Here is a 13,822-nt window from a genome sequence, read left to right on the forward strand (position 1 = left end):
ATCACTCCCTCGGTCGTCGCCGTCGCTCGCGCGCCGCGCCGGGATCGTGTCCCGCTCCGGTGAGCTCATCCGGGTCGGTGCGGTAGGCGGCCACGATCATGGCGTTCGCGGTCGCGATGAACGGCACCGCGAAGAAGGCGCCTGCGATGCCCGCGAGGGCGGCGCCCGTCGCGACGCCGAGCACGACGCCCAGCGGATGCACCTTGACCGCGCTTCCGGTGAGCAAGGGGTGCAGCACGTGGCTCTCGACCTGCTGCACGAGGATCACGATGCCGAGCATGATCACCGCGTGCACCCAGCCGTTGAACAGCAGTGCGATGCCGACGGCGACGATGCCGCCGACGATCGCTCCGACGACCGGCACGAACGCGCCGAGGAACACGATCACCGCGATCGGGATCGCCAGCGGCACCCCGAGGATCGCGGCTCCCACGCCGATGCCGATCGCATCGGTGCCCGCGACGACCAGCTGCACGCGGATGAAGCTCGTGAGGGTGCGCCACCCGGCGTGACCGGCGGCGGTGAGGCGGGGGCGCGCCGCACGCGGCCACACGCGGACGAACCAGCGCCACATGCGGGGTCCGTCGATCAAGGCGAACAGCGTCACGAAGATCACGATGAAGATGCCCTCGATCGCGTGCACGATGCCGAGCCCTGCGGCGGCGAAGCCGGTGCCGATGTCGCTGGCGTGGGTCTGGATGTAGGTGACGATGTCCGAGATCCACGTGTCGAGCTGCTGATCGGTGATGCCGAACGGCTGGGTGGCGAGGAAGTCCTTCGCGGAGGCCACGACGGTGGTGATCTGGTGCTCGATCTTCGGCAGCTCGTAGCGGATCTGGATGGCCACGATGAAGGAGAGCAGCCCCAGCGCGGCGAAGACCGCGATCCACGAGGTGATGATCGCGAGCCACTTGGGCCAGTGATGCCGCTGCAGGAAGCTCGAGAAGGGGACGAGCAACGCCGAGAGCACGAGACCGATGAGGAACGGGATGACCACCTCGGACAGATGCACCGCCACCAGGAGCACCACCGCGAGCGCCGCGATGATCACCAGCAGGCGCCAGGCGAACGCCGCCCCGATCTTCAGGCCTGCCGGCACCGGGTCGGGTGCGGCGGGGGCCGGGGAGGCCGGCGGGGAGGCACGCCGCGAGAAGAGCGTCATGGGGTCGAACATACGCCTGTCGGGATGTCGCGGCCTCCCGCTACCGTGACCACATGTCCCCCCGCGACGACGTGATGTCCTGGCTGCTCGATTCCGACCCGGCCTTGCGCTGGCAGGTCGAGCGCGACCTCGTCGGCGCGCCCGAGGCGGTGTGGCAGGCGACGCGCGCGCGGGTGCCCCGCGAGGGCATGGGTGCCGCGCTCCTCGCCCGGCAGGACGCCGACGGCCAGTGGGCGGGCGGTGCGTTCTTCCCCGCCGACTTCACCGAGGAGCAGCGCGCCGACGGGCAGCCCTGGACGGCGACCACCTGGAGCCTGAAGCAGCTGCGCGAGTGGGGGGTGGCGGCATCCGTCCTCGACGGCACGGCGGAGAAGCTGCGCACGCACGCGCGGTGGGAGTACGACGATCTGCCGTACTGGGACGGCGAGGTCGACTGCTGCATCAACGGCTACACCCTCGCCGCCGGGGCGTGGCTCGGGGTGGACGTCTCGGGCATCGCCCGGTGGTTCGTCGAGCACCGTCAGCCCGACGGCGGCTGGAACTGCGAGTGGGTCGAGGGATCGACGCGGTCCTCGTTCCCCTCGACCCTCAATGCACTCGAGGGTGTGCTCGCCTACGAGCGGGCCGGGCTCGGCTTCCCCGAACTGACTGCCGCCCGCCACGGTGCCGAGCAGTACCTGCTCGAGCGGCGGGCGCTCTACGGTCTGCGCAGCGGCGAGCCGGTGGTGCCGTATGTGCACCATCTGGCGTACCCGTTCCGGCATGTCTACAGCGCACTGCACGCGGCCGACTACTTCCGTGCAGCCGCCCTGTTCGACGGGGTCGCCCCCGACCCGCGGCTCGCCGACGCGATCGCGTCGATCCGGTCGAAGCGGGGCGACGACGGGCGCTGGGTGCAGGAGCATCGACACCCCGGCGCCGTCTGGTTCGACGTCGACGTGCCCGAGGGCGAGGCGTCGCCGTGGCTCACGTTCCTGTCGCTGCGGGTGCTCGAGTGGTGGGATGCCGCATCCGCCCTTGCCCCTCGAGGAGCGGGCGCCTAGCGTCGGAACCGTCCACGACCGTCACCCCGTTCGGAGGCTCACATGACCACGCGTCTCATCCCCTACATCCAGTTCGCCGGCGCCGCCCGCGAGGCGATGACCTTCTATCAGGAGGTGTTCGGCGGAGAGCTGACCATCTCGACGTTCGGCGATTTCGGCATGCCCGGAGCCGACCCTTCTCACGTGATGCACTCGGAGCTCAAGGCCGACGGCTTCGATCTGATGGGCGCCGACGGTCTCGAGCCCGACCAGGTCGTGGGTGAGACCCGCATCTCGGCCGCGTTCATGAGCGACGAGGTCGAGCGCGTGCTCGGCTGGTTCGCGCGGTTCAGCGACGGCGGCACGGTGCGCCAGCCGCTCGAGAAGCAGGTGTGGGGCGACATGTACGGCGAGGTGACCGACCGGTTCGGCGTGCGCTGGATGTTCAACGTCGCCCTCCCTGGCGACGACGCCCCGCTCGCCTGACGTCGCCCACGGCTCAGAGCACGAGAGTCGCGGCGGCGCGCCTCCCGGCCTCGCGCACCCACAACGCCGCCTCGGCGCGCGCGGCCTCTCCCGACCCGGCGAGGTCGGTGAGCGAGTAGGCGGCGCGAAAGCCCGCGGTGGTCGGGTCGGCGACGAGTCGCCCGGCGACGAGCAACGCGGAGACCCCGCGATCGGCCGCCATCCCGGCGACAATCGCGGGGGCCTTTCCCGCGGCCGTCTGTCCGTCGAACGAGCCCTCGCCCGTCACCACGACGTCGGCGCGGTCGAGGTCGGCGGGGAGTCCGATCGTGCGGGCGACCTGTCCGGCACCGGAGGCGGCCGTGGCGCCCCAGGCGCGCAGCGCGAACCCCACCCCGCCCGCGGCTCCCGCGCCCGCCGCGTCGGGGTCGCCGGGCAGCAGCCCGCCGAGCCGGGCGAGTGCGGCGTCGACACGGGCGATGGCCTCGCCGTCGAGCCCCTTCTGGGGTCCGAAGACGGATGCCGCGCCGCGCTCTCCGAGCAGCGGGTTGCTCACATCCGACAGCACGACCGCCCCGCAGGTCGGCAGCGGGCGCAGGCCCGACAGGTCGAGATGCGCCAGATCGAGCAGCCCTCGTGCGCCGTGCGCGATCGGGGAGCCCGCGGCATCCGTGAACCGGGCGCCGAGCGCGGTCAGCATGCCGGTGCCGCCGTCGGTGGATGCGCTGCCGCCCACCGCGAGCAGCAGGCGCGACACCCCCGCGTCGAGCGCGGCGGCGATCGCCTCGCCGAAGCCGACCGACTGCGCATCCCACGGGAGGCGGCGCGATCCGAGCAGTTCGAGCCCGGAGGTGGCGGCGAGCTCGACCACGGCGATGCCGTGCGGAGCGTCGGGCGTGGGCGGGAGCCGCAGCCACGCGGACTCGACCCGCGCACCGTCGGGCCCGGTCACCGCGACCGGCTCGCGCACCGATCCGGGCACGGCGCGCGCGATCGCGTCGAGGGTTCCCTCGCCGCCGTCGGCCATCGGTCGGGAGATGAGATGGTCACCGGGCCGCGCCGAGCGCCACCCGGCGATGAACGCGTCGGCGACAGCGGGGGCCGACAGGGTCTCTTTGAAGCTGTCGGGGGCGACGACCACGGTGAGCGCGGTCGCGGTCACCTCGTCGTGAACGGACATGAGAGCACCGTCGCACACCAGGTTCGGCGTCAGCCGAGAAGTGTTCCCTGGTGGAAGCGCAGCGCGGGTCTGCCCGTCGAGACGTCCCAGATCGACGACCGCCGGCTGGGGCGCTCCCCGCCGATGCGGTACGTCACGAGCACGTGGGTATCGCCGAGCGCCGCGACCTGCCACTCGTCGGTCGGCGGGATCTCCCGAGCGTCCGGTTCGGCGGCGAGCGCTGCGACGATCTCGTCGCGCGTCCACAGCGCGCCGGACGCACCGATCTCGGTGAACGACGGATGCAGCAGCGCGGCCAGGGCGATCGGGTCGCGGCGCACGAGCGGGTCGAGAAGCGACAGTTCGAGCGCCCGGAGGGTCGCGGCATCCGTCATGGGGTCAGTGTGCCACCGGCGCGTCGGGTGCGCCCGGTCTCAGTGGCGACGAGCGAGCACGATGCTGTCGTGGAAGGTGCGCAGCTCGCCGTCGCGGGCGAGCGATTCGCGCTGCCGCTCCTCCGCGATGAGCACGGTCCATTCGGCCGGGTCGAGCGCGAGGGCCGCGACATCTTCGGCCGGAGTGGGGAACCAGCGCGGCGCGGGCGCGGTGGGGTCAGAGTGGCCGCCGCCGTGGCCGTGGTCGTGCGGGGCACCGCCCTCGCGATCGTGGCCGGGTGCGGGGTGGTTGCCGTCATGGCCGTGGTCGTGACCGTGCCCGGCACCCGGGCTCCCCGGCGGCGGCGCGGCATGGGAGGTGATCAGCAGGTGTCCGCCGGGCGCGACCCGCTCAGCCGCGGCCCGCAGGATCTCCTCCCGTGGCAGGTCGACGGGCGAGTGCAGAAAGCTCGCCGTCACGAGGTCGAAGGTCTCGTCGACGTCGAGCGCCGCGAGATCGCCGGCGACGAAACGAGCGGATGCCGCATCCGCCCCCGCGTCCGCCGCGGCGGCGCGAGCGCGCTCGATCGCCGTGACCGAGATGTCGATGCCCGTGGCGCGCCACCCGTGCGCGGCGAGCCAGAGCACGTCGCCGCCCTCCCCGCAGCCGAGGTCGAGGGCGGAGCCCGCGGGGAGCGTGGCCGCGATGTCGGCCAGCACGGCGTTCACGCGGCCCGACCAGACCTGCGTGCTCGCGGCGTAGCGGGGCTCCCAGAAGTCGGCGGGGGCGATCTCGGGCCACCCGTCGCGGTCGGCGTGCACCCGCGCGACATCCTCGTCGACGAGTGCGGCGTTCACCGCGGCTCCCGCCGTCGCCCCCGCGGCCATGCTCATCGGCACGTTCGCCATGGGGGTGACGACGTTGCCGGCGGCCCAGATACGCGGATGCGCGGTGCGGCCCGTCGCATCGACCTCGATCACCGAGCCTGTGGGGCTGTCGACACGCGGCAGGTCGAGACCGGCGAGCACGTCGTCGTGGGGGGTCAGGTCGCCGCCCGTGAAGACGGCGTCGAGAGCGAGCATCGTGCCGTCGGCGAGGCGCGCACCCGTGACATCCGGCCCGTCGCCCACGATCTCGACGACGCGCTGGGGCACGAGACGGATGCCACGCGCGCGCAGTCGCAGATCGTCGTCGATCGAGAGCGGTCCGAGGTCTGCGGTGAACAGGGTGACGTCGGCGCTCCACTGCCGCACGAGCTGCGCCTGATGCAGGGAGAGCGGCGAGGTCGCGAGCACGCCGAGGCGGCGGGAGCGCACCTCCCAGCCGTGGCAGTAGGGGCAGTGCAGCACGCCGGCGCCCCACCGTTCGGCGAGCCCCGCCACGGCGGGCAGCACATCGCTCGCTCCGGTGGCGACGAGGAGTGCGCGTGCCGTGCGGCGCGCCCCGTCGTCGGTGACGACCGTGATGTCGTCGTCGGTCGCCTCGACCGCGACCGCGACCGCCCGCGCCTCGATGACGCCGACGCCGTAGCCGGATGCCTCATCCCGCCCTCTCGCGAGCAGGTCGGCCGGGGGCGTCCCGTCGTGCCCGAGCACGCCGTGCACGTGGGAGGCGGTGCGATTGCGGGGCTTGCCGGCGTCGATCACGAGCGTGCGGCGACGGGCGCGGCCGAGCAGCTGCGCGGCGCTGAGCCCGGCGATGCCGCCGCCGAGGATGATCACGTCGAGATCGGGATGCATGTCGACAAGTCGACGACACCGCGGGACAATCATGCAAGTTCGTTTGCGAGATCAGCAAGGAGCGTCGATGGATGCCGCGATCGCCCAGGTCGGCCCGAGGGTGCGCGCCGCGCGGCACGCGCGCGACTGGACACTCGATGACCTCGCCCGCCGCGCGGGGCTGTCGGTCAGCACTCTCTCGCGCCTCGAATCCGGCAAGCGCGGGGCGAGTCTCGAGCTGCTGCTGCCGGTGACGCGGGCCCTCGGCATCCGCATCGACGACCTGCTGCCGCCGCACGATCGGGATCCGCGGGTGCGGCGACCCGTGATCCGCCGCGACGGCCTGATCATCGCGCCGCTCACGCACGAGAGCGCGCCGGTGCAGACCCTGCGCATCACGTACCCGGCCGACAGGCCCCTGCCCGAACCTCGCGTGCACGACGGGTTCGAGTGGCTCTATGTGCTCTCGGGGCGGCTGCGGCTGCGGCTCGGCGACCAGGATCTCGAGCTCGCTCCGGGCGAGGCGGCCGAGTTCGACACCCGCACCCCGCACGCGATGGGTGCGGCAGGCGGCGCGCCCGCCGAGGTGCTGAGCATCTTCAACGGCGATGGCGAGCGCATGCACACCCGCGTGCGCACCTCCGGCTGAGCCGGTCAGGCGCCGCCGAAGCGCTCGGTGCGCACCCTCAGCGGCGGGTGGCCGAGATCGACGAGCATGCCGGCCACGGCCTCGACGAACGGGGTCGGACCGCACACGAACACGAGCGGCCGGACGGACGGCGAGAGGGTGGATGCGGCCAGCCCCGCGGCATCCACCCGACCGACCCGACCCGCCCAGGTCTCGGGAGCGGAGCGGGTGTAGATCCAGTCGACGTCGATGCCCCGGGCGGCGAGCGCCGCGATCTCGTCGCGGTAGAGCGCGTCGGCGGGCGACCGCACCGAGGTGAGCAGACGCATCGGCGCGGCCGACGACGACGCGGCGCGGGCGCGCGCCATCGACAGCAGGGGCACCACACCCGATCCCCCGGCGATGAGCTGCACCGGTGAGGGGTCGGTGTCGTGCCAGACGAAGTAGCCGCCGAGCGGACCCTTCACCTCGACGGTGTCACCCGGGCGGGCGTCGCGCACGAAGTAGGGCGAGACCTCTCCATCCGGGACCTCGTCGATCGCGAGCTCGATCGTGGTCGACGAGCCGCTGTCCGCGAGCGAGTACGAGCGCTCGGCCCGATAGCCGTCCTCGGCCGTAAGCCGCACGTCGAGATGCTGACCCGGCAGGCTCCCCGCCCACCCCGGCACGTCGAGGGTGAGCACCACCGCGTGCGAGGCGGTCGGCCGCACCGACGTGATCGTGGCGGGCAACCAGTCCGAGGTCACGCGTAGCGCTCTTCACGCCACGGATCGCCGTGACGGTGGTAGCCGTTCTGCTCCCAGAAGCCCGGGGCATCCTTCTTCTGCATCACAAGCCCGCGAACCCACTTGGCGCTCTTCCAGAAGTAGAGGTGCGGCACGAGCAGTCGCGCCGGGCCCCCGTGCACCGGTTCGAGGGCACGACCGTCGAACTCATGCGCGATCCAGGCCTGTCCGCCGAGAAGGTCGGCCATCGGCACGTTCGTCGTGTACCCGCCGTAGCAGTGCACCATGGCGTACGCGAAGTCGCTGTCGACGGCGGCCATGATCGTGTCGAGCGACACACCGCGCCAGCTGGTGCCGAGCTTCGACCAGCGAGTGACGCAGTGGATGTCGGTGTGCACCTCCTCCTGCGGCAGAGCGAGGAAGTCGCTCCAGGTCCAGGTGGTCGTGAAGCCCTTCTCGGTGCGCACACTGAAGCGCCACTCATCGAGGTCGACGCGGGGCGTGGGCCCGGCCGAGAGCACCGGGAAGTCGTCGGTGAGGTACTGGCCCGGCGGCACCGCCGGATCGGGGGCGCGGCGGCGGCCGGTGAAACCTCGGGTGATGTTCGCCATGACGGCCCTCCGTCGGGGTGCGGAGCTCGGTGGGCTCTATCCTCCCAGAGCGGGGGATGCCGCGGGCTCGACGCGCGCATCGGGGCGACGCAGCCGCAGCACGGCGGCGAGCGCGGCGAACACCGCGACCCCGACGCCGTAGCCGTAGGTGACGGCGCTGAGTCCGAGCACCTGCACCAGGAACCCTGCCGCGACGACGGGGAGCGCCATCGCGAGGTAGGACACCATGAAGATCACGGCGAACACGTCGGCGCGTGCGGTCGCGGGGATGTGCGGCGCGAGCGAGCGGATGACCCCGAAGAACGCGGTGCCGAAGCCCGAGCCGGCCACGGCGACCGCGACGAAGTAGCCGACCAGCGATGAGGTCGAGAGGGCCACGAGGGTGAGCAGGGTGCCGACGGCGAGCGCCGACGTGCCGTATATCGTGACGACCCGCGCGCTGCGGCGCCGGATGAGGAAGGCGGAGAGCGCGCCGGAGCCGGCCAGCAGCGAGACGGCGAATCCCTGCCACAGGTGAGCCGAGACCCCGAGCTCTGCGTGCACGATGCTGGGGCCGAGGGAGAGGAACAGGCCGCCCGTGGCCCAGCCCGCGAAGATCGCCGGAACGCTGTTGAGGAACAAAGCGCGCATCGAGCGGGGCACGCCGATGCGGATGCGGAACGACGCGAGCACTCCCGGCAGGCGCGGGGCGGTCTCGGGGGCGAGCCAGACGAGGGCGGCGAGCACGAGGTAGAGCGCCGTGAGCGGCGCGAACACCGCGGTGAAGGCGTCGGGTGTGACATCCAGAAGGATGCCGGGGATGACCGCGCCGACCGCGAGTCCCGCCATCGGCGCGACGGCGTTCCACACGGCGGCCGACCCCGGGCGCGACGCCGGTTCGAGGTCGATGACCGCGGCCGAGAGCGCGGAGAGGAGGAGTCCGCTCGCGATCCCCTGCACGATGCGCGCCGCGATGAGGAGCGCGATCGAGTGGGCGTTCCAGAAGAGGAAGACGCTGGCGGCGAGGAGCACCAGGCCCGCACTGATCGCGGGGCGGCGGCCGACGTAGTCCGAGATCGATCCGGCGAGCAGCAGGGTCGCGAGGAGTGCGAGGGCGTAGACCGCGAACACGACCGTGGTCGTGGCGGCGTCGAATCCGATGCGCACGGCGAGCACCGAGTAGAAGGGCGAGGGTGCGCTGGCGCCCGCCATCATCGCGGTCACGCTCAGGATCGCGAGCGCGAAGCCGTAGGTGAACCGGCGGCTCGCCCGAGCGATCGACGTCGGGGATATCGACATCCTTGCTCCTTCAGGGTTCGAAAGATTTCGAATAGTAGGAGGCTACTCCCGTTTTCAGGATCGTCCAACTATTGTCGAACCATGACCGGCTCCGCGGACCTCCCGCACCCTGATCGCTCCGAGATCACCCTGACCGGGGTGCTCTTCGCCCTCAGCGACCCTGACCGGCTCGACATCGCCCGCCAGCTCGTCGATGGACCGCTCGACATGGCCGCCTGCCATCTCAGCGACCCGACGATCCCGAAGTCGACGAAGTCGCACCTCATGAAGGTGCTGCGCGAGGCCGGTGTCATCCGCAACGACCCTCAGGGCCGTGGTCGCCGGCTCACCCTGCGCGACGACGACCTCAACGCGCTCTTCCCCGGTGTGCTCGACGCCGTACTCGGTGCCGCGCGGGTCGTGCCCGAGGCTCGGGTCTAGCGAACGCCCCATCGAGCTCGGATCGACCCGCCACGGAAGCGATACTGAGCGGGTGACCTCCCCCAGCCCCGGCACTCGCCCCGCCACGCGCGCAGTCGTGTTCGGTGGGGGTGGGTCGACGGGCAACGCGTGGTCGATCGGCGTCGTGCACGCGCTGGCAGCGCACCGGGTCGATGTGACGTCGGCGCACCTCACGATCGGCACCTCGGCGGGCGCCACCGTCGCGGCGCAGCTGTGCGCCGCCTCCGCCGCCGAGCTCTTCGCGCGCGCCCTCGCGCCCCTCCCGACGAATCGGGCGCCGTCGCCTCCTGCTCGACGGCCGCCCGGCGCGGTGTCAGCGCAACTGGATCGCACGGCGCGCCTGATCGCGGAGGCGGCCGATCCGACCGACCTGCGACGCCGCCTCGGAATCGCCGCGATCGAGCTCGACGTCACCGGGCCGGCCGACTGGCGCGACGCGTGGCACGCCACGGTGAGGGAGCGAGTGGGGGACGCCTCCTGGCCCGATCGCGAGCTGCGCGTGACGGCGGTCGACGCTGACAGCGGCGAACCCGTGGTCTTCGACCCGCACAGTGGAATCTCCCTCGTCGACGCCGTCGCCGCCAGCTGCGCCAGTGGACGCGCGTACCGCATCGGCGACCGTCGCTACATCGACGGCGGATACCGGCGCAGCTCGGAGAACGCCGACCTCGCCGCCGGGTATGACCGCGTGCTCGTGCTCTCGCCCTTCGGCGGTCGGGTGCGCACACCGGCCGCGTGGCGACAGGGCCTCGCCCACCAGGTCGACGAACTGCGGGAGTCCGGCAGCATCGTCGAGACGCTCCTGCCGGACTCCGACGTCGAGCACCTGTTCGGTGCGAATGCGATGGATGCCGCCTCCCGCCCTGCGGCCGCACGATCGGGGTTCGCGACGGTCGAACGCCGCATCGACGAGCTCCGGGCGTTCTGGGGGTAGCTCCTGTAGGTTCCAGCTCGAGATGGCATGAAACCCCACGATTCCACGGTAGTTGGCAACGGATTCAGGGCCAGGATTCCACGCGATATGGCACATTCCTACGCATGGCAAAGAGGATCCTGTGTAGCTCTCAAGCGACTGTCGGTGATCGCAAGACGCATGCCCGGCACCTATCACCCGGCAGGATCGCTACAGTGCACGCAGTCGAATCCACCGGTCCATCGTCCGGCAGCTGAACGCAGACCGAATCGCCCATGTACTGGGCGCGTCCTGTGAAGACGGAGTGCGCCCAGTGCCCGCCCTGCAGCCCGCTGCACTGGCCAAGGCGGCCGCCACACTATCGATCGTGGTCGCTGGAGGTGCCAACAACGCGACCGGTGTCGAACTCGGTAGAGCGATACGAAACTCACTCTCAGCGATCAGAGCGCGGAGTCGCCACAATCCGTGCGGCTGAACGACTCGCGAGTCTTGCCGCAGTTGCTAGGTCCTTACCAGCGCTAAGGTGTCCGGCGAGGGTTCCTGCGAAGGCGTCGCCGGCACCGGTCGTGTCGACGACCTGCACCGGGTCGGCAGGCACGAGGATTAGTTCGGATATGTCGCCTACATAGGAACCTTGGGCCCCATTGGTTACGACTACCGATAACGCGTGGGAAGTGAGTTCGTCGGCAAGTTCCCTGAATGTGGCACCGGTGGGCGTTCGCAGTAGCGCCGACGCTTCGGCGGCGTTGACGATGAGGGGATCCGCCGATCGCAGAAGGCTACGAATCGTTTGCGTTGGGGATGCATTGATCAGTCGGTCGAGTGGGCTCGGGTTCAGTATCCAGCGTGCGTTGTTCTGCTTGGCCCAGTGCGCTGTGGCGATGGCCGACTCGAGAGGTACCTCAAGTTGAGAAATGACGATTCGCGGGCGGAGGACTGCGAGGGCGGCAGTCGTATCGTCCGCGGTGAGGCTCTCGTTCGCGCCGGGGATCACCGTGATGCTGTTCTCTGCCCCATCGAACACATGCACGATGGCCACCCCTGAAGCCTCTCGAACGGAGTGGAGGAACCTCGTGTCGACGTGCACTTGATTCAGCGCGCGCCGCAGCTGATCACCTGCCGGGTCGTTCCCGACGGCCCCGACAAGAGCGGTCCGGACGATCGCTGCGGCAGCGACGGCTTGGTTCAGTCCCTTGCCCCCGGGGTAGGTAGATAGTCGCTTCCCCAGGACCGTCTCGCCCGGAGCTGGTGGTCGACGAACATGAACGACGTAGTCGAGGTTCGCGGATCCGACGACTGCCACGTCGGTGCTAGGCAAGCCTTCGATGAGAAACCTCCTATTGGATTGAGTCAACACTCGAAATGTCGAGTGGCTGCGCAAGGGCCTGGCATGGCTGGTGGGTCAGATCGACCGACGGCACTCTACGGGGTCAGCCGCGCCGGCGCTTGTGCACAGCCCCGTCGGCGTTCAGCGCACACGGAAACCTGCGAGGGTGTCGACGAGGAGTCCGGCGAATCTCGCTCGGTCGACGCTTTCCGCGACATGCGCGGACCCGATATGGGGCAGTACTTGGGACCCTCCGCCGAAGATGGTTCCTTGCGGGTCCCAACGGATCGGTCGTCCGCGCGCCACCGGATCGGCCAGGACGACGTCCACGGATGCGGTCTTCCAGGTGACCAGGCTCGGGTCGATGAGGCTGGCGATGACGAGGGGGTCATGCAGGTAGCAGCCGCCGAGCCCGAACCGGGAATCGGTATACCTCATCCAGGGCGAGGTCGTGGCCTTGAGGAATGCCTGCAGCGGGTCGTCCTCATCGAGCAGCTCGAGCTGCTGATGGGTGAGCAACGTCGTCGATGTGACATCGAAGGGGATCAGGGACAGGTCTGCCCCTGATGTCATGACGATGTGCGCGGCGTCCGGGTCGTATCCGAAGTTGAGCTCTTGCGGCAAGCTGTCCTGAAGGAACGCTCCGCCCATGACGGCGATGTGTTTGACGGCGCGAACGAATCCCGGATCGCGGCGGATCGCGGCGGCGATGTTGGTCAGAGGCCCCAATGCTGCGATCGTGATCTGACCCGGTGATGCCTTCACCGTGTCCACGAGGAAATCGACAGCCGTTCGAGTCGTTGTGTGCCCGGTGGGTGCGAGGAAGATGGAGCCGCCGTACTCGCTCTTCCAGGCCGTCGCGTCGCGCCTGTCGTCGAGCAGCGGCCTCCAGACCGTGTCGTCCCCGCCGGGAGGGTCGTCAGCGCCGACGAAGATCGGCGTATGCGTCTTCGCAAGAGATACGAGCTCCGCCGCGGATGCATAGCCGAGTTCCCGTGGCGTGTTCCCTGCGACGATCGTTATTCCGTCCACGTGCACGTCAGGGTGTGCGAGCGCAAGGGCTAGCGCGAGCCCGTCGTCCACGTCGGAGAACGGGACCCCGCTGCCCGGATCGCAGTCGATGATGAGATGGTGACGAAGGGTCATTCTTTCGTTCCGCTGGAGGCGAGGGAGTTGGTGAACTGCCGCTGGAAGACGAGAAGGAGAATCAGGGGCAGGGCGGCGGTAAGCAGTGCGCCGGCGAACATAGCGCCGAAGTCGATCTCCGCCTCACCGGCCAGGTCGGCGATCGCGATCGGGGCGACTTTCATCGTGGGGCTGGGGGCGATGATCAACGGCCAGAGGAACGACTGCCATTGAAAGACGAACAGGATCAGTCCCGCCCCCACGAGCGACGGGCGCGACAGCGGCAGGTAGATCGTCCAGAACACTCTGAGCCACGACGCGCCGTCGATGCGGGCGGCTTCGGACAATGACGGAGGTATCCCGAGAAAGAACTGTCGTAGGAGAAAGATCGCGAGCCCGTTGCCGATGCCCGGCAGGATCAGGCCCGCGTAGGTGTTCGCAAGACCCAGGTCACGGAACATCGAGGACAGCGGGATGGCAACCGCTTCGAACGGGATCAGGAAGCTCAATACCAGTGCCACGAACAGCGCGTTCTTGAGCGGAAAGTCGAACACTGCGAGCCCGAATGCTGCGAGCGACGCCACAGTCAGCCCGATCACGACAGTCACGGTCGTGACTATCACGCTGTTGAGTAGCGCGGGCAGAAAGGTACCCGACAAGAGAGTGGCATAGTTCTCGAGCGTGAGTTCTTTCGGCCAGAACGTGTGGACGGAGAGCGGGCTGAGGTACTGGAAGATCTCGCTTCCGGGGCGGAAGGACGAGATGAACGTATAGAAGAGGGGCAGCAGCGACACCGCGACGATGGGGAGCACAGCCAGCAGCAGCCACCGGCCGTATCGCCGTTCTCTGGCCGTCGAGACATCGAGGGTCATA

15 protein-coding genes are annotated in these 13,822 nt (G+C 70.1%); 5 read left to right on the forward strand and 10 right to left on the reverse strand.

Translation table 11 applies throughout. The annotated features are described in order from the left end of the window. Nucleotide 1: 1 nt before the first annotated feature. Complete coding sequence (locus FFS51_RS10890; protein WP_162237840.1) at nt 2-1,162, reverse strand: AI-2E family transporter; 1,161 nt, start codon at nt 1,160-1,162, stop codon at nt 2-4. A gap of 53 nt (nt 1,163-1,215) precedes the next feature. Between FFS51_RS10890 and FFS51_RS10895 the strand changes: the two genes are divergently transcribed. Further along, nucleotides 1,216-2,205, forward strand: coding sequence for a hypothetical protein (locus tag FFS51_RS10895; RefSeq protein WP_056207361.1), 990 nt, complete (start codon nt 1,216-1,218; stop codon nt 2,203-2,205). Between the two features lie 42 nt (nt 2,206-2,247). Further along, nucleotides 2,248-2,670 carry a VOC family protein gene (locus FFS51_RS10900; RefSeq protein ID WP_056207363.1) on the forward strand — a complete coding sequence of 141 codons (423 nt, stop codon included), beginning with the start codon at nt 2,248-2,250 and terminating at the stop codon, nt 2,668-2,670. A gap of 13 nt (nt 2,671-2,683) precedes the next feature. On the opposite strand, the gene FFS51_RS10905 is transcribed toward FFS51_RS10900, so the two are convergent. The 3 genes from FFS51_RS10905 to FFS51_RS10915 are packed head-to-tail and all read right to left on the reverse strand — an operon-like array spanning nt 2,684 to nt 5,922. Further along, complete coding sequence (locus tag FFS51_RS10905; RefSeq protein WP_056207365.1) at nt 2,684-3,829, reverse strand: glycerate kinase; 1,146 nt, start codon at nt 3,827-3,829, stop codon at nt 2,684-2,686. 29 nt (nt 3,830-3,858) lie between these two features. Continuing rightward, nucleotides 3,859-4,203 (reverse strand): nuclear transport factor 2 family protein, encoded by a 345-nt coding sequence (locus FFS51_RS10910; RefSeq protein WP_056207367.1) that lies wholly within the window; start codon nt 4,201-4,203, stop codon nt 3,859-3,861. Nucleotides 4,204-4,242: 39 nt separating this feature from the next. After that, complete coding sequence (locus FFS51_RS10915; RefSeq protein ID WP_137878345.1) at nt 4,243-5,922, reverse strand: FAD-dependent oxidoreductase; 1,680 nt, start codon at nt 5,920-5,922, stop codon at nt 4,243-4,245. Nucleotides 5,923-5,989: 67 nt separating this feature from the next. Here FFS51_RS10915 and FFS51_RS10920 point away from each other — a divergent pair, with 67 nt between their 5' ends. Continuing rightward, nucleotides 5,990-6,550 (forward strand): helix-turn-helix domain-containing protein, encoded by a 561-nt coding sequence (locus tag FFS51_RS10920; RefSeq protein ID WP_045247057.1) that lies wholly within the window; start codon nt 5,990-5,992, stop codon nt 6,548-6,550. Between the two features lie 5 nt (nt 6,551-6,555). On the opposite strand, the gene FFS51_RS10925 is transcribed toward FFS51_RS10920, so the two are convergent. Genes FFS51_RS10925 through FFS51_RS10935 form a run of 3 tightly spaced genes read right to left on the reverse strand, consistent with a single transcriptional unit; the run spans nt 6,556 to nt 9,143 of the window. Beyond that, nucleotides 6,556-7,275, reverse strand: a complete 720-nt coding sequence (locus tag FFS51_RS10925; protein ID WP_048809201.1) for an FAD-binding oxidoreductase — start codon at nt 7,273-7,275, stop codon at nt 6,556-6,558. After that, the gene (locus tag FFS51_RS10930) at nt 7,272-7,865 is read right to left on the reverse strand and encodes a sulfite oxidase-like oxidoreductase (RefSeq protein WP_137878346.1); all 594 of its coding nucleotides are present in this window, start codon (nt 7,863-7,865) and stop codon (nt 7,272-7,274) included. The genes FFS51_RS10925 and FFS51_RS10930 overlap by 4 nt, the downstream gene beginning before the upstream one ends. A gap of 36 nt (nt 7,866-7,901) precedes the next feature. Further along, nucleotides 7,902-9,143 (reverse strand): MFS transporter, encoded by a 1,242-nt coding sequence (locus FFS51_RS10935; protein WP_045247058.1) that lies wholly within the window; start codon nt 9,141-9,143, stop codon nt 7,902-7,904. A gap of 81 nt (nt 9,144-9,224) precedes the next feature. Between FFS51_RS10935 and FFS51_RS10940 the strand changes: the two genes are divergently transcribed. Both FFS51_RS10940 and FFS51_RS10945 read left to right on the forward strand, forming a co-directional pair. Beyond that, the gene (locus FFS51_RS10940) at nt 9,225-9,563 is read left to right on the forward strand and encodes an ArsR/SmtB family transcription factor (protein ID WP_045247059.1); all 339 of its coding nucleotides are present in this window, start codon (nt 9,225-9,227) and stop codon (nt 9,561-9,563) included. Nucleotides 9,564-9,615: 52 nt separating this feature from the next. After that, nucleotides 9,616-10,518, forward strand: coding sequence for a patatin-like phospholipase family protein (locus tag FFS51_RS10945; RefSeq protein ID WP_045247060.1), 903 nt, complete (start codon nt 9,616-9,618; stop codon nt 10,516-10,518). 412 nt (nt 10,519-10,930) lie between these two features. Here the strand turns inward: FFS51_RS10945 and FFS51_RS10950 are convergent, their stop codons facing one another. The 3 genes from FFS51_RS10950 to FFS51_RS10960 all read right to left on the reverse strand — a co-directional run bounded on the left by FFS51_RS10950 (nt 10,931) and on the right by FFS51_RS10960 (nt 13,821). After that, nucleotides 10,931-11,854: a ribokinase gene (locus FFS51_RS10950; protein ID WP_212742812.1), complete on the reverse strand. Its 924-nt coding sequence runs from the start codon at nt 11,852-11,854 to the stop codon at nt 10,931-10,933. Between the two features lie 111 nt (nt 11,855-11,965). Further along, nucleotides 11,966-12,970, reverse strand: a complete 1,005-nt coding sequence (locus FFS51_RS10955; protein WP_137878347.1) for a nucleoside hydrolase — start codon at nt 12,968-12,970, stop codon at nt 11,966-11,968. Continuing rightward, complete coding sequence (locus FFS51_RS10960) at nt 12,967-13,821, reverse strand: carbohydrate ABC transporter permease (RefSeq protein ID WP_137878348.1); 855 nt, start codon at nt 13,819-13,821, stop codon at nt 12,967-12,969. The genes FFS51_RS10955 and FFS51_RS10960 overlap by 4 nt, the downstream gene beginning before the upstream one ends. Nucleotide 13,822 lies beyond the last annotated feature (1 nt).

Source organism: Microbacterium sp. 4NA327F11 (assembly GCF_005503465.1).
Classification (GTDB): Bacteria; Actinomycetota; Actinomycetes; order Actinomycetales; family Microbacteriaceae; genus Microbacterium; species Microbacterium ginsengisoli.